Source organism: Sinorhizobium saheli, from assembly GCF_001651875.1.
Taxonomy (GTDB): domain Bacteria; phylum Pseudomonadota; class Alphaproteobacteria; order Rhizobiales; family Rhizobiaceae; genus Sinorhizobium; species Sinorhizobium saheli.
Genome location: NZ_LNQB01000070.1, coordinates 18,739 through 43,300 on the forward strand (window position 1 = coordinate 18,739; position 24,562 = coordinate 43,300).

At 62.3% G+C, this 24,562-nt stretch carries 23 protein-coding genes and 1 pseudogene; 11 read left to right on the forward strand and 13 right to left on the reverse strand.

Annotated features, from left to right (window positions below):
• Positions 1–48: 48 nt before the first annotated feature.
• From bigR to ATB98_RS10780, 4 genes are all read right to left on the reverse strand, one after another.
• Positions 49–381: a sulfite-sensing transcriptional repressor BigR gene (bigR, locus tag ATB98_RS10765; protein WP_066873261.1), complete on the reverse strand. Its 333-nt coding sequence runs from the start codon at positions 379–381 to the stop codon at positions 49–51.
• Positions 382–391: 10 nt separating this feature from the next.
• Entirely contained in the window at positions 392–1,282 is an 891-nt protein-coding gene (locus ATB98_RS10770; RefSeq protein WP_066873265.1) for an MBL fold metallo-hydrolase, read from the reverse strand.
• Between the two features lie 196 nt (positions 1,283–1,478).
• Positions 1,479–2,693: an extensin-like domain-containing protein gene (locus ATB98_RS10775; protein WP_066873268.1), complete on the reverse strand. Its 1,215-nt coding sequence runs from the start codon at positions 2,691–2,693 to the stop codon at positions 1,479–1,481.
• 346 nt (positions 2,694–3,039) lie between these two features.
• A complete protein-coding gene (locus ATB98_RS10780; protein ID WP_066873270.1) occupies positions 3,040–4,854 on the reverse strand; it encodes a methyl-accepting chemotaxis protein in 1,815 nt (604 codons plus the stop codon).
• 217 nt (positions 4,855–5,071) lie between these two features.
• Between ATB98_RS10780 and ATB98_RS10785 the strand changes: the two genes are divergently transcribed.
• Positions 5,072–5,458 carry an acyl-CoA thioesterase gene (locus ATB98_RS10785; RefSeq protein WP_066873274.1) on the forward strand — a complete coding sequence of 129 codons (387 nt, stop codon included), beginning with the start codon at positions 5,072–5,074 and terminating at the stop codon, positions 5,456–5,458.
• A gap of 172 nt (positions 5,459–5,630) precedes the next feature.
• On the opposite strand, the gene ATB98_RS10790 is transcribed toward ATB98_RS10785, so the two are convergent.
• A complete protein-coding gene (locus ATB98_RS10790) occupies positions 5,631–5,984 on the reverse strand; it encodes a DMT family protein (RefSeq protein ID WP_066873277.1) in 354 nt (117 codons plus the stop codon).
• A gap of 213 nt (positions 5,985–6,197) precedes the next feature.
• Between ATB98_RS10790 and uvrB the strand changes: the two genes are divergently transcribed.
• The 4 genes and pseudogenes from uvrB to ATB98_RS29770 all read left to right on the forward strand — a co-directional run.
• On the forward strand, positions 6,198–9,263 hold the full coding sequence (uvrB, locus tag ATB98_RS10795; protein WP_066873280.1) for an excinuclease ABC subunit UvrB: 3,066 nt from the start codon (positions 6,198–6,200) through the stop codon (positions 9,261–9,263).
• 192 nt (positions 9,264–9,455) lie between these two features.
• On the forward strand, positions 9,456–10,730 hold the full coding sequence (locus tag ATB98_RS10800; protein WP_066873283.1) for an AAA family ATPase: 1,275 nt from the start codon (positions 9,456–9,458) through the stop codon (positions 10,728–10,730).
• On the forward strand, positions 10,730–11,575 hold the full coding sequence (locus tag ATB98_RS27945) for a DUF4435 domain-containing protein (RefSeq protein ID WP_084435428.1): 846 nt from the start codon (positions 10,730–10,732) through the stop codon (positions 11,573–11,575). The genes ATB98_RS10800 and ATB98_RS27945 overlap by 1 nt, the downstream gene beginning before the upstream one ends.
• A gap of 555 nt (positions 11,576–12,130) precedes the next feature.
• Positions 12,131–12,604, forward strand: a pseudogene (locus tag ATB98_RS29770) (hypothetical protein); the annotation flags it as partial.
• 230 nt (positions 12,605–12,834) lie between these two features.
• Here the strand turns inward: ATB98_RS29770 and ATB98_RS10810 are convergent.
• Positions 12,835–13,452: a J domain-containing protein gene (locus ATB98_RS10810; protein ID WP_084435435.1), complete on the reverse strand. Its 618-nt coding sequence runs from the start codon at positions 13,450–13,452 to the stop codon at positions 12,835–12,837.
• A gap of 519 nt (positions 13,453–13,971) precedes the next feature.
• Here ATB98_RS10810 and ATB98_RS10815 point away from each other — a divergent pair.
• The gene (locus ATB98_RS10815) at positions 13,972–14,184 is read left to right on the forward strand and encodes a cold-shock protein (RefSeq protein ID WP_066873290.1); all 213 of its coding nucleotides are present in this window, start codon (positions 13,972–13,974) and stop codon (positions 14,182–14,184) included.
• A gap of 205 nt (positions 14,185–14,389) precedes the next feature.
• Here ATB98_RS10815 and dusA read toward each other — a convergent pair whose 3' ends face one another.
• Positions 14,390–15,502, reverse strand: coding sequence for a tRNA dihydrouridine(20/20a) synthase DusA (gene dusA, locus ATB98_RS10820; RefSeq protein WP_066873292.1), 1,113 nt, complete (start codon positions 15,500–15,502; stop codon positions 14,390–14,392).
• Positions 15,503–15,693: 191 nt separating this feature from the next.
• Entirely contained in the window at positions 15,694–15,942 is a 249-nt protein-coding gene (locus ATB98_RS10825; protein WP_066873295.1) for a hypothetical protein, read from the reverse strand.
• Between the two features lie 411 nt (positions 15,943–16,353).
• Between ATB98_RS10825 and ATB98_RS10830 the strand changes: the two genes are divergently transcribed.
• The 4 genes from ATB98_RS10830 (at position 16,354) to ATB98_RS10845 (ending at position 18,755) form a co-directional block, all read left to right on the forward strand.
• Positions 16,354–16,593 (forward strand): DUF982 domain-containing protein, encoded by a 240-nt coding sequence (locus tag ATB98_RS10830; protein ID WP_066873299.1) that lies wholly within the window; start codon positions 16,354–16,356, stop codon positions 16,591–16,593.
• A gap of 479 nt (positions 16,594–17,072) precedes the next feature.
• Entirely contained in the window at positions 17,073–17,279 is a 207-nt protein-coding gene (locus tag ATB98_RS10835; protein ID WP_066873302.1) for a hypothetical protein, read from the forward strand.
• 199 nt (positions 17,280–17,478) lie between these two features.
• The gene (locus ATB98_RS10840) at positions 17,479–18,165 is read left to right on the forward strand and encodes a fumarylacetoacetate hydrolase family protein (RefSeq protein WP_066873305.1); all 687 of its coding nucleotides are present in this window, start codon (positions 17,479–17,481) and stop codon (positions 18,163–18,165) included.
• 59 nt (positions 18,166–18,224) lie between these two features.
• Complete coding sequence (locus tag ATB98_RS10845; protein WP_066873308.1) at positions 18,225–18,755, forward strand: gamma carbonic anhydrase family protein; 531 nt, start codon at positions 18,225–18,227, stop codon at positions 18,753–18,755.
• A gap of 79 nt (positions 18,756–18,834) precedes the next feature.
• On the opposite strand, the gene ATB98_RS10850 is transcribed toward ATB98_RS10845, so the two are convergent.
• From ATB98_RS10850 to ATB98_RS10860, 3 genes are read right to left on the reverse strand one after another with little or no spacing between them, the layout of a single operon-like run.
• Positions 18,835–19,230: a Fur family transcriptional regulator gene (locus ATB98_RS10850; protein WP_066873311.1), complete on the reverse strand. Its 396-nt coding sequence runs from the start codon at positions 19,228–19,230 to the stop codon at positions 18,835–18,837.
• A complete protein-coding gene (gene znuB, locus ATB98_RS10855) occupies positions 19,230–20,057 on the reverse strand; it encodes a zinc ABC transporter permease subunit ZnuB (RefSeq protein WP_066873314.1) in 828 nt (275 codons plus the stop codon). Before znuB ends, ATB98_RS10850 begins: the two co-directional genes overlap by 1 nt.
• Entirely contained in the window at positions 20,050–20,958 is a 909-nt protein-coding gene (locus ATB98_RS10860; protein WP_066873317.1) for an ATP-binding cassette domain-containing protein, read from the reverse strand. Before ATB98_RS10860 ends, znuB begins: the two co-directional genes overlap by 8 nt.
• 145 nt (positions 20,959–21,103) lie before the next feature.
• Here ATB98_RS10860 and ATB98_RS10865 point away from each other — a divergent pair, with 145 nt between their 5' ends.
• Positions 21,104–22,111, forward strand: a complete 1,008-nt coding sequence (locus ATB98_RS10865) for a zinc ABC transporter substrate-binding protein (RefSeq protein ID WP_066873319.1) — start codon at positions 21,104–21,106, stop codon at positions 22,109–22,111.
• A 66-nt stretch (positions 22,112–22,177) separates the two neighbouring features.
• Here the strand turns inward: ATB98_RS10865 and ATB98_RS10870 are convergent, their stop codons facing one another.
• Both ATB98_RS10870 and ATB98_RS10875 read right to left on the reverse strand, forming a co-directional pair.
• Complete coding sequence (locus tag ATB98_RS10870) at positions 22,178–22,555, reverse strand: RcnB family protein (protein ID WP_066873322.1); 378 nt, start codon at positions 22,553–22,555, stop codon at positions 22,178–22,180.
• 129 nt (positions 22,556–22,684) lie between these two features.
• Positions 22,685–24,301, reverse strand: a complete 1,617-nt coding sequence (locus tag ATB98_RS10875; protein ID WP_066873596.1) for a glycoside hydrolase family 43 protein — start codon at positions 24,299–24,301, stop codon at positions 22,685–22,687.
• Positions 24,302–24,562 lie beyond the last annotated feature (261 nt).

Below are 24,562 nucleotides of genomic sequence, written 5' to 3' on the forward strand. Positions count from 1 at the left end.
CCCCCCGACGGGATCGGGCGTCGCCATCGCGAGATGCCAGAGAAGCACTCACCGTCTGGCGCCCTCGTGGCAGAGGATTTCATGGAGCGCCATCACCAGCCGCGCCGCCTTATCCTCGGCCAGACGGTAGAAGATCTGCTTGGCTTCGCGCCGCGTCGCAACGATGCCCGCTTCGCGTAACACGGTCAGCTGTTGCGACAGGGTGGGCTGGTGGATGCCGAGCATCTCTTCCAGCTGGCCGACCGAGTGCTCGCCTTCCACGAGGGTGCAGACGATCATCAGCCGGTTCGGGTTTGCGAGCGTCTTCAAAAGCGCCGCGGCTTCGCTCGCCCGCTCTTCCATGTCGGGACGAAGGTTTCGGAATTTCGTCACCGTTCCCATGTCCATATCCTCAGCCCCACGCAGCGCCGTTCAGAGCGTTCAGCGGAAACTTCAGGTAACGCGCGCCATTGGCCTCCGGCTCCGGAAGGCGGCCGCCGCGAATATTCACCTGCAAGGCATGCAGGATCAGCTTCGGCATCGGCAGCGTCCGGTCTCGCGCCTCGCGCAACTCAACGAAATGCTCCTCGGTCACGCCGGCGAGATGGAGATTGCAGCGCTTCTCCTCGCCGACCGTGCTTTCCCAGCGCGGCTCCCGGCCGTTCGGCCGATAGTCGTGGCCGGTAAAGATGCGGGTTTCGTCCGCCAGCGCGAGGATTGCGCCGATCGAGCGCCACAGCTGGCGGGCATCGCCGCCGGGGAAGTCCGTGCGCGCCGTGCCGCTGTCGGGCATGAAGATCGTGTCGTGGACGAAGGCGGCGTCCCCGATCACATAGGTCACGGACGCGAGCGTATGCCCCGGCGAATAGATCACCCGCCCTTCGATCGTGCCGACGGAAAAGCGCTCGCCGTCGGCGAAAAGATGGTCCCATTGCGAACCGTCTGCCGCAAGCTCCGGCAGATTATAAATTTCCTTCCAAAGCTTCTGGACCTGAACGATTTCGGTACCGATGCCGGTCGGCGCACCCGTCTTTTCTTTCAAATAGGCGGCGGCCGAGAAATGGTCCGCATGGGGATGGGTATCGAGGATCCATTCGACGGTCAGTTCGTTCTCGGCGACGCATTCGAGAATCAAATCCGCCTGAACCGTTGCGGTCGCTCCCGACTTCTCGTCGAAATCGAGAACGGGATCGATGATGGCGCAGCGCCGCGTCAACGGATCCGCGACGATATACTGGATGCTCCCCGTGCGGAGTTCGTAGAAGCCCCTGACGTCTGGTCTGGCGATTGCCTCTGCAGGCATGGCTTGCCCCCGTTATCATTATACAATTAAATATAATATATAGCGTATGGTCCGACAGGCGAGCCGCCAGGCTCCCCAGGCCGGCCGCAGGGACGGAATTATCGCACAGCTTCGCTCACACGCGAGATCGAATCTTCGAAAACCGGAAGCAGGCGACAACCGATGATCGACGCAGCGGGCCCGATCCGTCTCTAAATCAGTCGCAATGCCGGTAGCCGGACCTGCGCGTCCTCAGATCGAAGTGGAAGTGGTCCTTGTGGAACGGGTCGCTGCCGGGACCGAGCACGGTGTTGAAATACTTGCAGCTGTCGGCCCGTACCGCCTTCAGCAGCCCGCGCTCACGGAAAGCGAAGAAGCCCTTCCGGCGCACGTCGATTTCCTTGCCGTTCTTGAGCACGAACTTGCCGACGTCGATGGCGTTGCCGCGCGCATGTTCCGACATCGGATTGCCGCGGCGCGAGTTCATCGTCCGGCAGGAATAGCCGCCGAGAGGCTTGATCGTCTTGACGCCCGACCAGTATCGGTAGCGCGACGACGGCGCCAGCTCGTACTTGACCCATTTGGCGAAGGCTTCGGTCACCTGGCAGTTGAGCTGGACGGCGGGCCTGACGCCGATGTTGCCGGAGAGCCCGCTGAGCTCGACCGGATAGTCGATGCCGCAGGACGGCCCATTGGAGATGCGCGGCACGTCGCGGAAGACGACGCCGAGTTTCTTCAGCCGCTGGCGGCAGGCTATCTCGGAGCGCGGCATTTCGCCGGTATAATCCGGCGTCGAAAGCGGGCTGCGGGCGCGCGGCAGAAAAGCCACCTGCTCAGGCTCCTCGGCCCTCGCGCGCTGCGGCTGGAGACGGCCCGCCCTCCTCACCTCCTCGGCTGCGCCCGGCGCCGGCGTCAACGGCGGCAGGTCGGGGTCATAGCCGGGGCTTGCCTCCGCGACCGGTACCGGTTGCGACCCGGCACCGAGCTGCCGCACATGATCCTCGCCGATGCCGCCGACCACCGGCTGCGAGGTCGTACCCTCGGCGATGTCGCCGGCCTGTTCCTCGGCCAGGCCGACAACCGGCTGAACGCCGAGCATGGCATCCATATTGACGCCCTCGGGCGGAACCGTCATGGGGCCGGCGCTCGCGACCTGCTCCGGCATCGACGCATCGTCGATTACGGGCTGCCGGCCGGGCCCCGCAGATGCCGAAGCGCCAGCAGGCTCGGCAACCGCCGCGACGGGTTCTGCCGAAGGATAGGCCGCGACCTCCTGCTCGGGCTCCGCCATTGCCGCGGGCCGGATGGCGCCGACACGAGCGCTGCTGTCGATCCGCGTCGGCGGCGAAAGCACATCGGTCGTGCAGGCGACGAGCGGGATGGACAGGAGAAGCGCCGTCAACGGCCGATGGAGAAGAGAAACATACGCCATACTCATTGCCGCCTTCGTCCAGCACCAGGCCGATGCCTCGGCGGTGCGCCGCCCGCCCGTGACGAAACTGACCGCCGGCCATGTCACGAGGCGGCGCGCTACCGAAAAAGGCGATTTCTCAAGGCAGTTTATGCAATCGTGGTAAACGAAGCCTTGTCGGCGGCTCACCACATTCCTTCGAAGCCACTCCCTCCCCGGTCGATCTCACCTTCCGCGGGCAACGCGTCAATTCACGCGAAATGCATCCGGGGCCGACAACCCTGGGATTTGCCGCCGCCTTGACGCCGCCTGCCGGAATCGGAAAGGCCCGCATCCTTCCGGATGCGGGCCTCGTTTGCTTTCGCCGTCACGCCGCTCTGCCGAAGGCAGCGTTTCGGTCCTGTTCCTGCAGCCGGAACCTTTCGAGCAGGGCCTTCAGCTCGCGGCTCTCATTCGCCAGCGTCTGGCTCGCCGCGGTCGTCTCCTCGACCATGGCCGCATTCTGCTGCGTCATCTGGTCCATGCTGTTGACCGCGGTGTTGACCTCCTGCAGGCCCGTCGCCTGCTCGCGGGCGGCGGTGGCGATCGAGGCGACCTGCTCGTTCACCCGGTTGACCAGGGTCTCGATTTCCATCAGCGCGTCGCCGGTCGAGCGAACGAGCTCCACGCCCGCGCCGACCTCCTTCACCGACGTGTTGATCAGGTCCTTGATCTCCTTGGCTGCGCCCGCCGAACGCTGGGCAAGCTCGCGCACCTCCTGGGCGACGACGGCAAAGCCGCGGCCCGCCTCGCCCGCCCGCGCCGCCTCGACACCCGCATTGAGCGCCAGCAGGTTGGTCTGGAAGGCGATCTCGTCGATGACGCCGATGATCTGGCTGATCCGGCTCGACGAATCTTCGATTCGGCCCATGGCATCGATGGCGTTGCGCACGATGCCGCCGGATTTCGCGGCGCTCGCCTTGGTCTCGTTGACCATGTCGCGCGCTTCATGGGCGCGATCCGAGGCATGGCGCACGGTCGAGGTGATCTCGTCGAGCGCCGCCGCGGTTTCCTCAAGCGCAGCGGCCTGCTGTTCGGTCCGGCGCGACAGGTTGCTCGCCGCCTGGGAAATATCCCCGGCGCTGCCGTATACGACTTCGGTCGACTGCGAAATGGCGCCGATGACATCGCAAAGCGCAGCCACCGCCGTGTTGAAATCATCCTTGAGCTTGGCGTATTCCGGCGCGATCCGCACGATCTCGGCGGTGAGATCGCCCCTCGCCAGCCGCTCCAGCGCGGCGCCGATCGTTTCCATCGCCTCCGCCTGCGCCTGCGCCGTGGCGTGCTGACGCTCCTCGTTGCCGCGCCGCTCGGCGCTCAGCCGGTCCTGCTGCTCCGCTTCGCGCGAGCGCAGTTCCTGGCGCTCCTTGACCGAGTCACGCAGAACGACGAGCACCTTCGCCATCTGGCCGATCTCGTCGCCGCGATCGGTCTCGGGAACCTCCGAGGACAGGTCCTCGTCGGCGATCGCTCGCATCGAAACCTTCAGCTTTTCGATCGGCCGCACGACGCTGCGCACGACCGCCAGCGCCGCCATCATGATCGCCAGCGCTGCAGCGGCGAGAATGCCGGCGACCTGCCAGGCCCGCTCGCGAAACATCGCGGCCAGGTCGTCCGCATAGACACCGGTGCCGACCACCCAGCCCCAGGGCTCGAATCCGGCGACATGCGAGTACTTCAACACGGGCTCGTCGGCACCGGGCTTCGGCCAGTAGTAGTCGACAAAGCCCTTGCCCTGCGCCTTCACCGTCTTCACGAATTCCATGAAGAGGAACTTGCCGTTCGGGTCCTTGTTCTGGGAAAGATCCTTGCCGTCGAGTTCGGGCTTGATCGGATGCATAACCATCGTCGGCTGCATGTCGTTGACCCAGAAATAGCCGCTGTCCTGGTAGCGCATCGCCTTGATCGCGTCCAAGGCGCGCTTCTGCGCTTCCTCGCGCGTAAACGTGCCGGCCGTTTCCTGGGCATGATAGGCGGCGAACACTGCAATCGCATTCTCATTCATCGCCGCGAGCATCGCCTTGCGCTCAGCCACCAGCTTGTCCTGCGACTGGAACAGGCCGAAGGTCAGCGCCGCCGCCATGGTGAGCAGCGCAAAGGCCACGAGTGCGTAGAGACGCGCCGAAATTGGAAACTTCTTCATCCCCTGCCTCCTTTGAGTGGCCTGCAGGATAAGAAGAGGTATTTTCAAACCTCCTAACAAGCACTTATTAGATTTCGCAGCCGGGAATTAACGCTCCGGAAACCTTCGCATGCGGCTTCACCCCCGAAATCTTCGGCGCAAAATCGTCCCCTCGCCCTTTTCTCGCGCGCGGGCGATGCGCTACACCTTCACCGACACAACAGGGAGACGGCCCCATATGACCGCAGCGACCAAGCCGAACGGCGAACTGACCTTGCGCACGCTTGCCATGCCCGGCGACGCCAATGCCGCCGGCGACATCTTCGGTGGCTGGGTCATGGCGCAGATGGACCTTTCCTGCGGCATCCGCGCCGCCGAACGCGCGAGGGGCCGCGTCGTGACGGCCGCGGTCAAGGAGATGGCCTTCGCCCTGCCAGTGAAGATCGGCGATACGCTCTGCATCTATACCGACATCGTCGCGGTCGGGCGCACCTCGATGACGCTGAAGGTCGAAGCCTGGGCGCAGCGCTACCTCTCCCACGTCATGGAAAAGGTCACCGATGCCATCTTCGTCATGGTGGCGCTCGACTCGACCGGCAAGCCGACGCCGGTCCCGGACGAATAGGATCCCGGATCGTCCCGGGATTTGCCCCTCTTCTCGCGCCCCTGCCCCTCACCCTAACCCTGTCCCCGTTCGACGGGGAGAGGGGACTTTGGGCGGCGCCGCGAGTCCCCTTCGCCCCGCTTGCGGGGAGAAGGTGGCCGGCAGGCCAGATGAGGAGCAATTCCGCCAGCCCTCACCCCTTGAAGATGAACGACGCCCCGAGCGCAATGAGCGCGAAGCCGATCATCTGGTGCCAGCCGACCGGCTCCTTCAGCCAGAAGACCGAGAAGATGACGAAGATGCTGAGGGTGATCACCTCCTGCATCGTCTTCAATTGCGCCGCCGAATAGACCGAATGGCCGATGCGGTTGGCGGGAACGGCCAGCCAATATTCGAAGAAGGCGATCCCCCAGCTCGCGACGATGACGATATAGAGCGGCGAGGAGGTGAACTTCAGGTGCCCGTACCAGGCGAAGGTCATGAAGATATTCGAGGCGAGCAAGAGCAGGACCGGCCAGACATAGGCGGGATTGATGGCGAAGGGCATGAAAACCTCGGGAGGAAGCGAATCATCAGGCTGACGATGGCGAGCGGCAAGACTGGCGGCAAGCGCCGAAATTCCCTCATTCCCGTGCTTGTCACAGGAATGAGCAACGCGGCCATCTACCACACCGCCCCGGATAACTGAACCCGGCGCCCCGTTTCCCTTTTGTACTCATTCCCCCTTCACAATGCGGCTGACTCTGTCCATATTCCGGCCATGGCCCAAGATCCGAAGAACCCCTCCAAGAAATCATCGGCGCCCAGCGGCTTCGAAGAAGCGCCGCAGGCGCCGCTTTCCGGCATGCCGCTCTCCGGCAATGTCTCCGACTGGGTGAAGCAGCTGGAGGCGGAGGCCGAAGCGAGCACCATCGAAAGCCAGCGCGCGCTCGCCTCCAAGGCGGGCAAGCACCGCAAGAAGGTCGAGATCGCTGCATCGAAGGCTTCCACGGACAAGGAATCGGCCCGAGGCCGCAGGCTCGACGCCGCCGGCGCGCAATCAAAGAAAGAGGGAGCGAAGGCGCAACGTGCCGACAGCGTCAGCGGAAAGACGGCGCGCGGCACCTCGATCGGCGGCAGCCACGATCCGAAGACGCGCGCCGCCGCCGGGCTCAACCCCGTCCCCGGCCTCGACGTCGCGCTGGAGGATGCCGACCGGCTGACCGCCGGCTCCGGCGTCACGGCAACCGTCGAGGCGCTGGCCAAGCTGATCGAGAGCGGCAACCCGCTGTTCAAGGACGGCAAGCTCTGGACGCCGCACCGACCGCCGCGGCCGGACAAGTCCGAGGGCGGCATTGCGATCAAGATGGTGACCGATTACCAGCCGTCGGGCGACCAGCCGACGGCCATCGCCGATCTCGTCGAAGGCCTCTCCTCCGGCGAGCGCAACCAGGTGCTGCTCGGCGTCACCGGCTCCGGCAAGACCTTCACCATGGCCAAGGTGATCGAGGCGACGCAGCGCCCGGCGGTCATCCTGGCACCGAACAAGACGCTCGCGGCCCAGCTCTATTCGGAGTTCAAGAACTTCTTCCCGGAGAACGCCGTCGAGTATTTCGTCTCCTACTACGACTACTATCAGCCGGAGGCCTACGTCCCGCGCTCCGACACCTATATCGAGAAGGAATCCTCGATCAACGAGCAGATCGACCGCATGCGCCACTCGGCGACGCGCTCGCTGCTCGAACGCGACGACGTCGTCATCGTCGCCTCGGTCTCCTGCATCTACGGTATCGGCTCGGTCGAGACCTATACGGCGATGACCTTCCAGATGAATGTCGGCGACCGGCTCGACCAGCGGCAATTGCTCGCCGACCTGGTGGCGCAGCAGTACAAGCGCCGCGACATGGATTTCCAGCGCGGCTCCTTCCGCGTGCGCGGCGACACGATCGAGATTTTCCCGGCCCACCTGGAGGATGCCGCCTGGCGCATCTCCATGTTCGGCGACGAGATCGACGCGATAACCGAGTTCGATCCGCTGACCGGGCAGAAGACCGGCGACCTGAAATCGGTAAAGATCTACGCCAACTCGCATTACGTGACGCCGCGGCCGACGCTGAATGCCGCCATCAAGGCGATCAAGGAGGAACTGGTCTTCCGGCTCGAGGAACTGGAAAAGGCGGGACGCCTGCTGGAGGCGCAGCGGCTCGAACAGCGCACCCGCTACGACCTCGAAATGCTCGAGGCCACCGGCTCCTGCCAGGGCATCGAGAACTATTCGCGTTATCTCACCGGCCGCAAGCCGGGCGAGCCGCCGCCGACGCTGTTCGAATATATCCCGGACAACGCCATCATCTTCATCGACGAGAGCCACGTCACCATTCCGCAGATCGGCGGCATGTATCGCGGCGACTTCCGCCGCAAGGCGACGCTCGCCGAATACGGCTTCCGCCTGCCCTCCTGCATGGACAACCGGCCCTTGCGCTTCGAGGAATGGGACGCGATGCGCCCCGACACGATCGCCGTCTCGGCGACGCCCGGCGGCTGGGAGATGGAGCAGGCCGGCGGCGTTTTTGCCGAACAAGTCATCCGCCCGACCGGCCTCATCGACCCGCCGGTCGAGGTGCGCCCGGCCAAGACGCAGGTCGACGACGTGCTCGGCGAAATCCGCGCCACCGCCGCCGCCGGCTACCGCACGCTGGTCACCGTGCTCACCAAGCGCATGGCCGAGGACCTGACGGAATATCTGCACGAGCAGGGCGTCCGCGTGCGCTACATGCACTCCGACATCGACACGCTGGAGCGCATCGAGATCATCCGCGACCTGCGCCTCGGCGCCTTCGACGTGCTGGTCGGCATCAACCTCCTGCGCGAGGGCCTCGACATCCCGGAATGCGGCTTCGTCGCCATCCTGGACGCCGACAAAGAGGGCTTTCTGCGCTCGGAGACCTCGCTTATCCAGACGATCGGCCGCGCCGCCCGCAATGTCGACGGCAAGGTCATTCTCTATGCCGACACCATCACCGGCTCGATGCAGCGGGCGATGGACGAGACCAGCCGCCGCCGCGAAAAGCAGATGGCCTACAATGCCGAGCACGGCATCACACCGGAATCGGTGAAGGCGAAGATCTCCGACATCCTCGACTCCGTCTACGAGCGCGACCACGTCCGCGCCGACATCTCGGGCGTCTCCGGCAAGGGCTTTGCCGAGGCCGGCCACCTCGTCGGCAACAATCTCCAGGCGCATCTCAACGCGCTGGAAAAACAGATGCGCGACGCCGCCGCCGACCTCGACTTCGAAACCGCCGCGCGGCTGCGCGACGAGATCAAGCGCCTCAAGGCCACCGAGCTCGCCGTGCTGGATGACCCGATGGCGCGGGAAGAAGCGCGGTCGCAAGAGGCCCGCAAAGGCGCGGCAAGCACGACGCGCTCCCTCCCCCCTGTGGGGAGGGTTGGGGAGGGGAAAAACCGAGAAACCCCTCCCGCCCCTGCTGGCCACCCTCCCCACGAGGGCGAGGGAAAGACCTACTTCGCCAAGCCGTCGCTCGACGACATGGGCCCGGGCACCGACACCGAACGCCCCCTCTTCCGCAAGCCCGACCTCGACGAAATGGGCCGCGACGTGGCGATCCCTGCCGGGCACGGGTCGAATGAGGGGCAGTCGCTGTTCCGCAAGAACACTCTCGACGAGATGACCGTCGGCCGCACCGAGAAGCCGGTGCCAGGCAAGGCTCCGGAAAAGCCGACCCTCACCCGCGCCAAGCCGGGCATCGGCTCATACGAGGACCCGGCGGAGGAGAAGCGGCGCAAGGGGCGCACGAAGGGGAAGACGGGGCGGCCGGGGCGGTGAACCGGCTGATCGACGCGAATTCCAAATTTAGCAGCGCTAAACATCCAACCGCCTCCACTTTCGCACCTAGCCATCGCCGATTTTCTGAGCCCTGAATTCATAGACGGCCAAGAGAACGCCGCGTGTGACTCGCGCGACCAGATTGCACGCGGGCACGGATACATACTATTATTGCGAGACTGGAGATTCTCGATGACGGCAAAGTATGTTGACACTATCACTGTTAAAGAATTTCTCGGCCAGAAGGATATATTTGTCAAATTTGACCAAAGTATAAACTTTATAATCGGATTGAACGGGACCGGAAAGACGACATTCATAAATCTTATACGAGCATCTCTACATGGAGACTCACGCTCTCTTAAAGAAATCGACTTCAGTGAAGTGCTGATAACATTTCACCCAATTTCCGGAAAAAGCAAACCAACCCTTTTAATCAGGCGAAAGCACGACATTCCGCGCGCGGCCGTCGTTTATCAATATAAGGCAAGCGCCCGCTCCGAGCCAATTGAGTTTGTTGCGACCCCAGAAAATAGGCCGAGCCTGCATAACTGGAACCTTGCGTTCCTGCCTTTCACTGGCGACGATGATGAGCAGGAAAGGAGTCCAATTGCGGAATTCCTCCCCAAAACGATTTGGCTGCCATTGCACAGAGGATTACTGTCGCAAAAAGGGACGATCGCTGACAACAAAAATCCAGTTGATCAGAAGATATCTCAACTCATAACAACAACAACGAAATACCTGTCTTCACTGGATGGCATTTATGCTAAAAAGATTGAGGAATTCCAACAAAACTATTTTTTATCGTTACTTAATGCGACAGTAGAAAAGCTGGACGAAGCATCGCAACTAGATTTGAACGAGGAGCAAATCAGCCTGGAGCAAATTTTTCGCGAATTCTTCAAGGACAATACAAAATACAAGAATTCGATCAAAAATCACTTTGACAGAGCAAAGCGATCTATATCGCACTTCAGTGAAGAGAAGCCGCTGAGATACAACGACTTTATTGCTATCTCCGACACGATAAGACTTCATAAGCTTGTTGAAAATTGGAATGATCTCCAAAAAGATAAAGACGAGACATTCAGCCCCAAAACAAAGTTCTCAAACTTACTGAACAACCTCCTCGTAAACAAGAGTTTCCGCTTTGACGAAAGGAACCAACCATTGTTTCACGCAAACAATAAAAAGATTGACATAGCAAACCTCTCTTCTGGGGAAAAGCAATTGTTCATCATGCTGTCTACGTCACTGATACAAGAAAATACGCCTTTTATTTATTTGGCTGACGAGCCAGAGCTTTCGCTGCATATAGAGTGGCAGAGGAAGCTCGTTGGCAATCTGAGAAACCTAAATCCACACGCACAAATTATCTTTGCGACGCATTCACCAGACATTGTCGCTGGCAACCAGCGACAAGTGATACGCATGGAAAGCATAATAGAAAGCCTTCGCCGATAATGTCGACGTTTGAACGATCTCCCGATGGGATAGCCAACAGAGCTCTATTTCTCGACGCCGACTACGTCGCATATCACGAAGGCTCGGAAGATGACGCATTTAGCTTAGACATGCTGTTCTGGTCCAATCTTGCAGAAAGGCTCAAACCAGGAATCAACATACGTTTTCTTCCCTCAGGTTCGAAGTCGGATATCACACAAATGGCCGATAGTTTTGATTCAGTACCTTCAAATACTTTATTTTTACTTGATCGTGATTATGATGACGTAATTGGTGTTATTAGACAAGACAGGAACATAATATATACGTACGGTTATAGCTTCGAGAATGACCTTGCGCGGCAAGATAACATCATAAAGTTCCTCAAGGAAAATTTTCCCCTAAGAGACATAGAAGAGATATCCGAAAGAGAGATCGGATCGTACATAGAAGAGAATATGGGTTCATTCGAATCTATAGCTCGCTTCGATCAGCTGTCTCGCTTTCACGATGTCGCGGGCATTGCTACGGCAAATTTTCAAAGGTTGTACAGTGATCCTGCTCTCGGAAGTCAACCAGACATTTCACCAGAAGTCATAGAAACCGAAATTTGCAGGGTCGTCTCGTCAATCGAGGGCGAGCGCGGGGAAGTTTCCGACTTGGATTGGAGCCGCCGGCTAAATGGACACTTTTTGCTAGATATATTTTATCGACTTACTACTCGGATTGGTCGTAAATTTGATCCAAGATTTAAGATAGATAAAAAGTTTTTTTGTAGAGCACTCATTACTCTACACTTTAAAGATTTCCCGACGAATGGAGACGTTCGTTCAGATTACTACGCAACCACGTTCGACCACGTCTAATTCGCAAGTCGTAGGCCCTAGTTCAACGCACTACCTTTCTGAACGCCAACATACCGCTCTAATCCACCGCTCTTCTTCACCTCCACCATCTCTCATAACGAAAACCCTGCTCTATCACCTCGACCCGCGCCCAGCGTCTTGATCGTTTTCGAGATCGGTTGCGAGCAAGCTAGCAGGTTCGCCCCAAACACGTTGATCTCCGGCCACTGCCCAAGCTAGTGGAGGTGTTTGCGCAATCATCAGCGGTGACGCTCCGCGTCGAGACCCTGACGCTGCCCTTGACGATACAGTCGGAAGATTGCGGCGTACGAAACGGCTAAACAGCCGAGCGCGTACCTAGTCGCGGATGGACGCATTGACCCGAGATCGTCAAACCTTCAGGACCTTGGCCCTGCGAGATGGCCGTGCATCCCCGGTTTGCCGCCGGCTGAGCGCCCATACCTTTTAATGGTTCATAGCCATCTGTCGCCGCATTTCGCCGCAAAAACCCTAATTTTTTACGGAACATTCGTCCACTTTGCTGATTTCAGTAACCTCTAAATTAGGGAGGTTTAAATGAAATCCTTAAGCACATTTCTCGCGAGTACCAGCCTGGCAATTATGTCGGCTGGATTTCTGGTTTCCGGCGCGGTGCCGGTAAGGGCTCAAGCGGTCGAAGCGACCATCGTCACGGCTGACCAGTGCAGCCCACTGACGGACGACAACTATCAGCTTTGCTGCATGGCGCAGAACAGGGCTGATGTCCTCACCACCGCGCAGATAGCAGCATGCCCGCCGCTGTCCACGGCGCTCATTAGCGAAAACCCGTTCTCGACGACGTCCACCGAAGGCCCCCGTAGCGGCGACGACGGTGGCGCTGGCGGCGGCACCGGCGGTGGCGGCGGTGGCCCCGGCGGCGGCAACGGTGGCGGCGGCGGCGGCGATAATGGCGGCGGCGGTCAGGATAACGGCGGCGGCGGCCAGGACCATGGCAAGGGCAACCAGGACCATGGCAAAGGTAACCAGGACCACGGAAAGCGTAACCTGGATTAGCTTGGCGGCCAGATCGCTATAACTGCTAACCTGGATGCGAGCGCGAGCCCGCTCTGCTCTGCCCGGAACTGACGAACAGGCCGCGCCGGCTTACCGCAAAATGGCGAGGCCTGTTCGATTGCTCTCGCGAAACCGCGGCGAGGCGCGAATGCCTCGGCATTGGAGCTGCCGAGCGGCTACCCGGCGTCCCGTTTTCGGCCTGCGACGCGCCGCGACCCTGGCGGGCCCTACTCCGCCGCGCGCGCCTTCACCTCCGCCGCCTCCAGCTCGTAGGAATATCCCTCGAGCATCTGATAGGCCTGCTCGATCGCCTCGATCTGCGCCTCGGCGTTCTTGATCGCATCGGCGATCGACTGGCTGCGGGCTCGCAGCATCGAGCCGAGCACGTCCGTGTCCGGGCGGCGGCCGAGGCGGTCGAGGTGTTTGCGGACGCGGGAGCGGTGGCGCTCCAGCTCGAGGATATGGAAGCGGTTCTTGACGATGTCGTCGGAGAGCTTGCGTCGCATCGCCGCGACCGGGTCGAAGCTGCCGGGCTCGCGCTCGTCGAGGATGAACTCGTTGACGAGCGTCTCCAGCATCATCAGGCCTTTGAGGTCCTTGGGGTCGGCGAGTTCCGGGTCGTAGCCGGTGTCGTCGAAAACCTTGCGCCGCACCGGGTCCTTCAGCAGGTCATAGGCCGCCTGCAGCTTGCCGAACTGGTCGGCATCGCCGCCGCGATCCGGATGCGCCGTCTTCACCGCCCGGCGATAGGCCGTGCGGATCGCCCGCTCGTCGGCATCGCGCTCAATTCCAAGCAGGACATAGGGATCGATCACGCCGGCCACCTGTTGTTCATCGACTGCAATTCCTTCCGGTTCAGACCTACCGGTTCGCCGCGCCAGCAGCAAGCCCATGAAGGTTGCACCCTACCCTTGCGCGCCTGTCGCGCGGGCGTTGCAGGCTCAGCCCAGCGTCGAGTCGAAATTGTGGTCGAAAAGAGGCAATCCACGACATTCACCTGATCTGCGCTGCTGCCCGCGAGGCGCGCAAAAGCCGCTAGCATAAGGCGTTGACCCCTCCCCGGCGCGTGTGAACTCTTTCCTTGCCTTTTTTCCCGAATGCTGTCACTCCTATCCGCGTTCGGGCGATTTCAATCCCGGAGACTGGACTTTCGTTTTGAGCCCGGCTTGCCGCCGGGACAGCCGCAAGCGGCATCGTAGACGTCTTTTCCCCGATATCGTGACCACTCGACGCCTTTCAGCTTTCGCTGAAGACGACACGTTCGTTTCCCTTCGGGGGCGCGGACACCCCCCACAGGCAGCCGAGGCGCATGATGAGCGCGCCCAGTTGCGGCAAATACAGACTGAAGGAAAAGGACTTCTTCCATGGCCACCAAGGGCATCGTAAAATTCTTCAACCAGGACAAGGGCTTTGGTTTCATCACGCCGGATGGCGGCGCGAAGGACGTTTTCGTCCACATCTCCGCCGTCCAGGCCGCCGGCCTGACCACCCTGAAGGACGGCCAGCAGGTCGCCTTCGACACCGAGCCGGACCGCATGGGCAAGGGCCCGAAGGCGGTTAACCTCCAGGCTCTCTAAGCCTTAAGTTCCGATCGGAATTGAAGGACGGCGCTTCGCAAGGGGCGCCGTTTTTTTGTGGGTTTTGGGCGGCAAGGGCCCGGCTGTCGGCCACCTTCTCACCGCATTTGCTCGTGCTCGGTAATGCCCCTCATCTGCCGGCACCTTCTCCCCGCAGGCGGGCGAAGGAGACTCGCGGCACCGACAAGCGGAGCGTCGGTCAGCCCTACTCCGCCGCCTGGCGGGCCGTTGCCGCCTCGAATACGGCGTCGAAGGCCGCGTGGATGACTTCGGAGCCGGCGCCGGTGCGGCTGGCTTCCGCCGAAAGGATCTGGCGGTAGCGCCGCGCGCCCGGCCAGCCCTGGAAGAGCCCGACCATGTGGCGGGTGACATGGATCAGCCGGCCGCCATTCTCGATATGGGCGGCGGCATAATCCGCCATCGCGTCGCACACGCCCGTCCAGAAATCGAGCGACAGGCGGTGGTAGCGCTTGGAGAAAGCGTCGGGATCGATCGGCTCGGGCCGCCTGCCGGTGAGCGGATGAGCGAAATAGCTATCGGCGGCGGTCAGCAGGCCGCTGTCGTGATAGGCGGCGCGGCCGAGCATGACGCCGTCGAGTGCCGGCGCGTTTTCGGGCGCGGTCGGGGCCGCATCGCCGGCGGCCGTCCCGAGATGCGCCAGTGCCTGATTCAAAGTCTGAAGACCGCCATTGAGGCCTATGAAAAGACTCTCGTTTTCCGCCTTCAATCGGTGGACGAGGCCATAGTCGAGCGGCGGGATTTCGCGGTTTTCCCGAGGGCTCAACCCCTGCAGCCATGCCTTGCGCGCATGCACCCAGACCGCATCCGTGCCGGCATCGCGGATGCGCGAGACGAGCGCGCGCAGGGCGATTTCCGGGTCCTGATCGTCGACGCCGATGCGGCATTTGACGGTGACGGGAATCCTGACCGCCGCCTTCATCGCCGCGACGCATTCGGCGACCAGCGCAGGCTCCTGCATCAGGCAGGCGCCGAAGGTGCCGGACTGCACCCGGTCGGACGGGCAGCCGACATTCATGTTGATCTCGTCATAGCCGAACGCCTCGGCAATGCGCGCTGCCTCCGCCATCTTGGCCGGATCGTTGCCGCCGAGCTGAAGCGCGACGGGGTGCTGCGAGGCATCGTAGCCCAACAGCTTCTCGCGGTCGCCGCGCAGGATCGCATCGGCGACGATCATCTCGGTATAGAGCAGCGCATGGCGCGAAAGCTGCCGCGCGAAGAACCGATAATGCCGATCGGTCCAGTCGATCATCGGCGCCACGGCGAAGATCTTCACTCCGCTGGAATATTGATTTTTCATGCTTTCTTCTGTCGTCGCGAAGCTTTGAGGCTCGTGCCGAGCCGGTTTCGGCACGTCTCTATCACAGTTGATCGCCTGAAACCATTGCAGCGGGCGCCGGCACCGCGAGCGGCTGGCAGCGCGCGACAGGAAGTGCGCCAGGGCGGCCGCTCGCCGTGGCGACCGGCAAAACGGCGCGGGACGCCGATGCGCTAGTGGAAGCCCGCCTGGCGGAACCACTCCTGTATCCCGGCAAGCACCGCCGACTTTGCGCCCTCAAGGGTCGGCGCATAATGAAAGCCGGTCTCGCGCGTACCGTTGCAATGGGAAATCCGCCAGGCCCAGTCGCTCGTTGTCTGGCGTTTCATAACGAAGGCCACCTCATGCCGCCCGAGCATCGCGCAATAGGCCTCATGGCGTAGCGGCAACCATGTCAATCGAATCTCGGCAATCGACACCACATCTCAACCCTCCAGCACGGTAAAAGATATATGGCGCCTTACAAGTGCTTGAAACCCCGACAATTTAGGGGATTCTCAACCGACACGAGCACATATTTGGGCAGCACAAGTCGTGGCAGGGCAAACGACCCAGCGTGAGGGCCACCGCGTCCGGTTTGAGCGTCCGATGGGCCGCGACGCTCCCGGACGGCGAGGCTCGCCAAAATTGCGGACAAACAACAATTGCTGAGTTACATTGCAGGATGCGGCGCGGTTTCACGCGCGGGAGTCGCGTGGAACCGGGCTCGGCCTGATAACGTTTTGTATGTGACCCATTGGAGCCACGCGCGACGGGGCGAAGTTCCCCTGCCGGCATCCCGCTCGGGGCGAACCGGCGAGCCTTTCGAGACGTCGCGTTCCAGGAGGAGAAGTATGCAGCAGATGTTGTGGAGCCATCCTATCGAGCTTGGACTGACCGGTGACGACGTGCGCACGGTCAAGGGACCCTCGGACGCGCTTGCGTGCCTCGCGGGGCAGTGGCCCCACCGCGGCCCCTATTATGTTGCTGCGCGCAGCGCCTGCCGCGCCGCGATCGAAGGCCGCCGCACCGTCGAGGAGGCCCGCAGGCTCTTCATTTCCGCAGCCGAGGAAGCCCACCTGAAAGCGCATTAAACGCTCGCCCCGTTCCGGCTTAGCGTCGTCCCCGGCTCAGCGTCGACGCGACCACCTTTCGCGAAAGCGACCGGTGTCGGCAGTTCGCTTTCTGCCGCGCCCCTCGCCCTCGGCGAAAGCACGCCGATCGTCTCGATGGCAGGGGCGATACTTTCACGATACCGTCAGCTCGCATGTATAAATAATATTATTCTGGTGCAGCGCAATATTTCTTGGTTCCACTTAGCATTGCTTGCAAAGCAAACCGCATTCCAATATAAACTATGGCGCAATCATATTTTTGCGACACAATCGGGCTGCGCGCTGTCGGTCGCCGCCGCAATCGCGAAATGACACCGAAATCTCCGCCAAGTCGCCCGATTCCTGTCGCGAAACATTCATTTATCGTCGTTATATTCTGAGGTGCCTCATAAAGAACAACTTCGGAGTGTTTAAAATCCCTCAAAAAGGGGATACAAAAATAAGTCGGGAGAGCCATCATGAAAGAGAGCAATCTCTATCGCATCGTGGAAGTCAGCATGAAGCGCGAAAGTGGCCGCAAGGACATCGGCATCATGACCGTACGCCAGGCCCTCGAACTTCCCGAAGTACCCAGCCTCGAATACAGCCATCCGGATCTAAATTCGCGCTCGGACGGCCGGTTCCTCACGCGCGCCCAGCTCGTCGACTATGTCCGCTGCGCTTGAGCGCGGCGATCACGACCGGGCGTCATCCACCAAGATTGCCTATTGCGGCAGCCTTTCCGGCTGCTAACGTCCTTTCGAGATTCGCTATAGCATCGCGCCCCGTTGCGGCAGGGCGAGCTGCTATAGCGTTTCACCTTCCCGCGATGTGTCTCGCCGGGTAAAGCCGGATGGAGCCGTAGCACGGAGCCAGAGGACGACCATGGAAACAGTTCTAGCGCCCCCGCCGCCGGTCCTGCTGCCGATTTCGGGCAGCCCCGTGGGCTTTCCGGTGCGGCGCGTCTACTGCGTCGGGCGCAACTATGCGGCCCACGCGATCGAAATGGGGCATGACCCCGAGCGCGAACCGCCCTTCTTCTTCCAGAAGAACCCGGACAATCTGCTGCCGCCCGGCCAGGATTTCCCCTACCCGCCGCTCTCCTCGGACGTGCATCACGAGGTCGAGCTGATCGTCGCCATGCGCGGCGGCGGCGCAGACATTCCGGTCCAGGAAGCACCCGACCACATTTTCGGTTACGGCGTCGGCATTGATTTCACCCGCCGTGACCTGCAGGCGGAAGCGAAGAAGGCCGGCAAGCCATGGACGGCCGCCAAGGCGTTCGAGCATTCCGCCCCGGTTTCGGCGATCGCCCCGGTCACGGCGGTTGGTCATCCGGCAAACGGCAACATCTGGCTGAAGGTCAATGGCGAGTTGCGCCAGCAGGGCGACCTCGGCCAGATGATCTGGAAGGTACCGGAGATCATCGCCGAACTCTCCCGGATGTTCACGCTTGCGCCGGGCGATGTCATCATGACCGGAACGCCCTCGGGCGTCGGTCCGGTCGTCCGTGGCGACGTCGTGACCTGCGGCATCGACGGCGTCGCGGCACTCTCCGTGAAGGTCATCTGAGCAACCGCGCGGGCCGCCCGCTGGGGGGCGCCGGCGCATCGGCCACGAAGGAATATTGCATGCCCCTTTACGCCCTCGGACCATTGCGACCGCAGACACCGCCGCAAGGCGGCTATTGGCTGGCGCCGGACGCCAATCTCATCGGCCATGTGGAAATCGGCGCGGATGTCGGCATCTGGTTCGGGGCGACGCTGCGTGGCGACAATGAGCCCATCCGCATCGGCGCCCGCACGAACATCCAGGAAGCGGTCATCATACACGTCGACCCTGGCTTTCCGGTGACGATCGGCGAAGGCTGCACCATTGGCCACCGGGCGATCGTTCACGGCTGCACCATCGGCGACAATTCGCTGATCGGCATGGGCGCCACCCTGTTGAACGGCGCAAGGATCGGCCGCAACTGCCTCGTCGGCGCCAATGCGCTGGTCACGGAGGGCAAGGAATTTCCCGACAATTCGCTGATCGTCGGCGCTCCGGCAAAGGTGGTGCGGACGCTCGACGCCGCCGCGGTCGAGGGTCTCAAGCGCTCGGCCGCGCATTATGTGAAGAACTGGCAGCGCTACGCCGCGCAGCTCACGCTCCTGGACTGACGCCCGGAGTGCGGCCGGCTTTGGGCGCAGGGCCATAGGCTCCGCGGTGATGTCGCGCTATTCTCGGCGGGCCGACGCGCTACGCACAGCTCTTGCAATGACCGCGGATCTCGATCGTCGTCTTCTCGGTCTTGAAACTCTGTCCGCGAACGAGCGCCGACAGGCGCTCCTCGATTGCCTCGTCGTGGAACTCCGTCACCTGGCCGCAGCCTTCGCAAATCGTGAAGGCCGTAACGCCGTGGTCGTGCTCGTGTTCGTGCGGGCATGTGCAGGCGACGAAGGCGTTGAGGCTCTCGAGCCGGTGCACGAGGCCGTATTCGAGCAGCTTGTCGAGCGCGCGATAGACCTGCAACGGCGCGCGAAAGCCCTGGTCGCGCAGCTTGTCGAGGATCGTATAGGCGCTCATCGGCCCCTCCGAATGGGCGAGCGCTCCCATGACCAGGGACTGGTTTTTCGTCAATTGGGGCGTACCCATCAGCGGTTTCCTCCCGGTGAAGACGGCGACGCGCGATCGAGCCGCCGCCCGACCGGCAGCAGACTCAGCACGAACAGCGCCAGCGCCGCAACCACGATAGACGGTCCGGACGGCGTATCCCAGTGGAGCGAGCCGAAAAGACCGCCGGCGACGGCGAGCGCGCCGATCAGCGAGGCCAGCACCGCCATGATCTCGGGCGAGGTGGCGAAGCGTCGCGCCGTCGCGGCCGGTATGATCAACAGCGACGTGATCAGCAGGATGCCGACGATCTTCATGGCGATCGCGATCACCAGCGCCATCAACAGCATGAAGAGGAGGCGTGCCCGCTCCGGCTTCAGCCCCTCCGCCTCCGCCAGTTCCGGATTGACAGTCGAGGCGAGCAGCGGCCGCCACAGATAGACGAGCGCGAGGATCACCAGAATGCCGCCACCCCAGATGATGTCGATATCCGCCTCGGAAACCGCGAGTATATCACCGAACAGGAAGCCGACGAGATCGATCCTGACCCAGGTCATGAAGGCGACAATGACGAGACCGATCGACAGGGCCGAATGCGACAGGATGCCGAGCAGCGCGTCGGTGGAGAGCGCGCCGCGCTTCTGCAGGAAAAGCAGCAGCAGCGACACGGCGGAGGCGACGATGAAGACGCTGACCATGAGGTTGAGATCCATGAGCAGCGACAGCGCCACGCCGAGCAGCGCCGAATGCGCCATGGTGTCTCCGAAATAGGCCATGCGCCGCCAGACGACGAAGCAGCCGAGCGGCCCGGCGACGATCGCAATGCCGATGCCGGCGACAAGGGCGCGGATGAAGAAATCGTCAAGCATCGCGCTTCTCCGCCTTCTCGAATCCCTGCAGCCGCGCATGATGGCCGCAGCCGCAATCCGGATCGTGGTCGTGCACGTTCTCGGCCAACGGCTGATGATGATGGCCGTCGCCCGGGAAGCAGCTTTCGGTGATGCTGCCGTCGGCATGCAGCACCCGCCCGTCCGGCAGGTGCGTGTGGTCATGGTGATGGCTGTAGACGGCAAGGGCGCTGGCGGCCCGCCGGCCGAACAGCGCCAGGTATTCCGGGCTCTGGCTGACCGCCTGCGGCGTGCCGCGGCAGCAGACATGGCCGTTCAGGCAGACGACCGTGTCGGTCTCCGCCATGACGATATGGAGATCGTGCGAAATCAAGAGGATGCCGCAGCCGGTGCGGTTGCGGATCTGCTTGATCAATTCGTAGAGCGCAATCTCGCCGGAGAAGTCGACGCCCTGCACCGGCTCGTCCAGCACCAGCAGGTCCGGCTTGCGGGCGATCGCGCGGGCAAGCAGCGCGCGCTGGAATTCGCCGCCCGACAGGTGCTGGACCTCGGCCTTGGCCATGTGCAGCATCCCCGTCGCCGCCAGCGCTTCCTCGATCTCGCGACCCTTCAGCGGGCCTGTCAGCGTCATCAGCCGCTCGACCGTCAGCGGCAGCGTCCAGTCGACGGCGAGCTTCTGCGGCACGTAGCCGACCCTGAGGCCCGCGATCCGCTCGACATGGCCCTCGTCCGGCTTAAGGACTCCGATCGCCGTCTTCGCAGTCGTGGATTTTCCCGACCCGTTCGGCCCGATCAACGTGACGATTTCGCCGCGGCTGATCGAGAAGTCGACGCCGCGCACGAGCCAGCGGCCGTTGCGCCGCACGCCGGCATTGGCAAGACGGACCAGGGAAGCCGTTTCCGGCGATCGATAGTTCAGCATCGAAAAATCCAGCCTGACGATTGCCTCTTGTCATTGCACACGTTATAGCATAACGCAATTGATGTAATAACATTACACGTGGCGCCTTGCAATGTCCGAGGCATGTGAGCCGCCGCAGCATTTCGAACCAAGCTCGGAGAAACCGATGAAATCGACGCCTGCCCTGCTTCTCGCATCCACCATCCTCCTCTCCTCGCCCGCCTGGGCGGAAGCCCCGAACGTGGTGGTGTCGATCAAGCCGATCCATTCCCTCGTCGCGTCGATCATGCAAGGCGTCGGCGAACCGTCGCTCATCGTGGAGGGCGGCGCCTCCCCCCACACCTACAATATGAAGCCTTCGAACGCCGCGGCGCTGCAGGCGGCGAAGGTGGTGTTCTGGGTCGGGCCCGGCCTAGAGGCCTTCCTTGACAAGCCTCTCGACGCGCTCAGCGGCGGCGCCAAAGTGGTCGAACTCAGCGAGGCACCGGGGCTCGAAAAGCTGAAATTCCGCGAGGGCGGCGCCTTCGAGCCGCACGACGACGGCGATGAAGACCACCATGGCGCAGAGGCGGGCCATGACGGGCACGACGATCATGCCGGCGAAGCCGAAGCTTCGGACGAGGGCGGGCATGACCACCACCACGGCGAAAGCGAATTCGACATGCACATGTGGCTCGATCCGATGAACGCCAAGGCAATGGCGGCCGAGATCGAGAAGACGCTCGCCGAGGTCGATCCGGCGAATGCTGCCGCCTATAAAGCGAACCTCGATAAGCTCAAGCAAAGGATCGACACCCTCGACAAGAGCCTTGCCGAGACGGTGGCGCCGGTCAGTGACAAGCCTTTCGTCGTCTTCCACGACGCCTATCAATATTTCGAGCACCGCTACAAGGTGCGCGTCGCCGGTTCGATCACGGTCAGCCCAGAAGTGCTGCCGGGCGCCGAGCGCATTTCCGAGATCCATGCCAAGATCGCGGACCTCGGCGCGACCTGCGTCTTCGCCGAGCCCCAGTTCGAGCCGAAGCTGATCAGCGTCGTCATCGAAGGCACGCCGGCGAAATCCGGCACGCTCGATCCGGAAGCGGCCACGCTCGAGTCCGGACCGGACCTCTATTTCCAGTTGATGGAGAATATCGGTGCCTCGCTGAAATCCTGCCTCGCCTCGGCGGACTGATCTCACCTGCGGGGAAGCGATAAAGGCGGGCCCAGGGGCCCGCCCTTTTCAATCCATCGCCGGCCGTCAGTGAGCCGCGGCAAGGCCGGCGATGACGCCGGTCGCGAGGCTGATCAGCAGGAAGTCGTTGTCGACCCGCACCCACTGCTGACCGCGCGGCGGCGGCCGCAGCCTGTAGCGGCGGTAGTCGTGCACATAGGCCATGTGGCGGCGCTCGGCCGGGCTCAGCCTGTGCCCGCGCACCCAACGCTTCTTCTTGATGACGACGCGCTTTTCGATGGTCCTTACCACGCGCTTGTCGACATGGCGATCGACCTGGCGATCGACATGGCGGTGGCGATAGCGATCATGCTGTGCGAGCTCGAAGGAGCCTGCCGGCTGCGCGAACGCCAGGGGCGTGGCGAGGAACGAGCTGGCGACGAGCGCGATCAGAAAGCGTTTCATGGGGTATTCCTTTCGTTGATTGCCCCATCAAACTAGGTCTGTCTTCCTGAACGGAACATGAAACGGGATATTACAAATATGTAATGATAACCGCAGCTTATGAGTCTTTTCTCATAAGACTGGAACCGTTCATTTCGTGATCGCCTCGTAGCGGAACCGGTCGAAATCCGCCGGCAGCGCGCTGCCCGAAATATCGAAGGCGAACATGCCTGCGAACGCGCCCGTGAAGGAGCCATGCTCGCCGCGGCCGCCCTCGTCCGAGATCACCCCGGCGTCGAGCACCGGCCCGATCGCCGTCCATTCCTCCTGCCCCGAGGCTTTCCAGAAGAATTGGAGATCGTTCTGCCGCACCTCCATGGCGAGGTGAAGTGGCCCCGCCGGGACCGTCGCGCCGCTTCCCGCCGGAAACTGGAGCCGCCCGTTCGGATAATCGCCGGGGCAGGAAAGGATCGTGACGACCCGCCCGAGCGTCTCGTGCCAGGTGACGCCGAGCGCATGGAACTTGTGCCGATTGTAATAATGCGTCAGCCCCGCGACCTGCTGGTAGCCCGCCGGCGCGAACTCGACGACGGTCTCGGCGCGAAAGGCGTGATGCTCCTGTCGCCGCGCGACCAGCGCCTGCTCGAACCAGCTGCCGATGCTCTCGCGCCCGAAAAGCCGAAGGTGCCCCTTGCGCCAGCCGAGCGAGAAAATTCGCTCCGGCACGGGCGTGCGCAGCCACTGGAACTCCGGCGGAAGCGCTGGCTCGTCGAAATCGGTCTCGATCACCACCGGTTCTGCCGCCTCGCTCGCGCCCGCGGGCGCCTGGACGGTCACCTCGGGCACGACTCCGCCGTTTTCGAGATAGAGCCAGCCGTCTTCCCGCCAGACGCATTTCTGCAGTGCCGTCTCGCGCCCAAGCGTGCAGCGGCGATGCGGCGGCAGCGGCCGCCCGCAAAGATGCGTGTGATAGGCCTCCCCGTCCGGCGTCTCCACATATTGCCCGTGCCCCGCCCGCTGCAGCGCCGCTTCCGGGTGATCCTTCGAGGTAATGAGGTGGACGTTCGGATGCATCTCGTAGGGTCCGTCGATCGTGCGGGAACGCGCCATGGTCACCGCATGGTCGTAGCCCGTTCCGCCTTCGGCGACCGTCAGGTAGTACCAGCCGTCGCGCTTGAAGAGGTGCGGCCCCTCGACGAGCCCGAGCGAGCTGCCGGCGAAGATGTTCTTGACCGGACCGACCAGCCTGCGCGTCCGCTCGTCCCATTCCTGCAGCAGGATGCCGTCGAAGGCGGGGCTTTTCGGCGAGCCGCCGAAACTCTCGGTGCGGTGGTTCCACTGCATGTTGAGGAACCACTTGCGGCCGTCGTCGTCGTGGAAGAGCGACGGATCGAAGCCGGAGGAATTGACGTAGACCGGGTCGGACCATGTCGCCTCGACGCCTTCCGCCGTCACGATGTAGTTATGCGCATCCTTGAAGTTGCCGTCGAAACGCTTCACGTCGGTGTAGACCAGCCAGAAAAGCCCGTCGCAATAGGAAAGGCAGGGCGCCCAGATGCCGCAACTGTCGGGATTGCCGCGCATGTCGAGCTGGCTCGCGCGCTCCAGCGGGCGGCGGATCAGCCGCCAGTTCACGAGATCGCGCGAATGGTGAATCTGCACGCCCGGATACCATTCGAAGGTCGAGGTGGCGATGTAGTAGTCGTCGCCCACCCGGCAGATCGACGGGTCGGGGTTGAAACCCGGCAGGATGGGATTGCGGATCATCGCGGCCATGTCTTCCTCCTCCATTTCCGGGGTGCATCCAGCCCGAAACTCGGCGCCGTTTCAAGTGCCGACCATTCTCGCGCTCATGGGAGTGCAGTCCCCGAATCGCCTCGGCCGAGAAAGCCCCGCGCGCTGCGGCCCGGTTCCCCGACGGGGCGGCCGTCCGCTTGTGCCCAAGCCTGACCGATTCCGCTTGCACCCATATGATACTTTCGTACAGGAGCCCGTTGTCGAGGGGAAAAATGGCGGCACAGGCTTGAA

Excerpts from the sequence above, each read along its gene's own strand:
- bigR (WP_066873261.1), bottom strand. The coding sequence starts at position 381 with ATGGGAACGGTGACGAAATTCCGAAACCTTCGTCCCGACATGGAAGAG.
- ATB98_RS10770 (WP_066873265.1), bottom strand. The coding sequence starts at position 1,282 with ATGCCTGCAGAGGCAATCGCCAGACCAGACGTCAGGGGCTTCTACGAA.
- ATB98_RS10775 (WP_066873268.1), bottom strand. The coding sequence starts at position 2,693 with ATGGCGTATGTTTCTCTTCTCCATCGGCCGTTGACGGCGCTTCTCCTG.
- ATB98_RS10780 (WP_066873270.1), bottom strand. The coding sequence starts at position 4,854 with ATGAAGAAGTTTCCAATTTCGGCGCGTCTCTACGCACTCGTGGCCTTT.
- ATB98_RS10785 (WP_066873274.1), top strand. The coding sequence starts at position 5,072 with ATGACCGCAGCGACCAAGCCGAACGGCGAACTGACCTTGCGCACGCTT.
- ATB98_RS10790 (WP_066873277.1), bottom strand. The coding sequence starts at position 5,984 with ATGCCCTTCGCCATCAATCCCGCCTATGTCTGGCCGGTCCTGCTCTTG.
- uvrB (WP_066873280.1), top strand. The coding sequence starts at position 6,198 with ATGGCCCAAGATCCGAAGAACCCCTCCAAGAAATCATCGGCGCCCAGC.
- ATB98_RS10800 (WP_066873283.1), top strand. The coding sequence starts at position 9,456 with ATGACGGCAAAGTATGTTGACACTATCACTGTTAAAGAATTTCTCGGC.
- ATB98_RS27945 (WP_084435428.1), top strand. The coding sequence starts at position 10,730 with ATGTCGACGTTTGAACGATCTCCCGATGGGATAGCCAACAGAGCTCTA.
- ATB98_RS10815 (WP_066873290.1), top strand. The coding sequence starts at position 13,972 with ATGGCCACCAAGGGCATCGTAAAATTCTTCAACCAGGACAAGGGCTTT.
- dusA (WP_066873292.1), bottom strand. The coding sequence starts at position 15,502 with ATGAAAAATCAATATTCCAGCGGAGTGAAGATCTTCGCCGTGGCGCCG.
- ATB98_RS10830 (WP_066873299.1), top strand. The coding sequence starts at position 16,354 with ATGCAGCAGATGTTGTGGAGCCATCCTATCGAGCTTGGACTGACCGGT.
- ATB98_RS10835 (WP_066873302.1), top strand. The coding sequence starts at position 17,073 with ATGAAAGAGAGCAATCTCTATCGCATCGTGGAAGTCAGCATGAAGCGC.
- ATB98_RS10840 (WP_066873305.1), top strand. The coding sequence starts at position 17,479 with ATGGAAACAGTTCTAGCGCCCCCGCCGCCGGTCCTGCTGCCGATTTCG.
- ATB98_RS10845 (WP_066873308.1), top strand. The coding sequence starts at position 18,225 with ATGCCCCTTTACGCCCTCGGACCATTGCGACCGCAGACACCGCCGCAA.
- ATB98_RS10850 (WP_066873311.1), bottom strand. The coding sequence starts at position 19,230 with ATGGGTACGCCCCAATTGACGAAAAACCAGTCCCTGGTCATGGGAGCG.
- znuB (WP_066873314.1), bottom strand. The coding sequence starts at position 20,057 with ATGCTTGACGATTTCTTCATCCGCGCCCTTGTCGCCGGCATCGGCATT.
- ATB98_RS10860 (WP_066873317.1), bottom strand. The coding sequence starts at position 20,958 with ATGCTGAACTATCGATCGCCGGAAACGGCTTCCCTGGTCCGTCTTGCC.
- ATB98_RS10865 (WP_066873319.1), top strand. The coding sequence starts at position 21,104 with ATGAAATCGACGCCTGCCCTGCTTCTCGCATCCACCATCCTCCTCTCC.
- ATB98_RS10870 (WP_066873322.1), bottom strand. The coding sequence starts at position 22,555 with ATGAAACGCTTTCTGATCGCGCTCGTCGCCAGCTCGTTCCTCGCCACG.
- ATB98_RS10875 (WP_066873596.1), bottom strand. The coding sequence starts at position 24,301 with ATGATCCGCAATCCCATCCTGCCGGGTTTCAACCCCGACCCGTCGATC.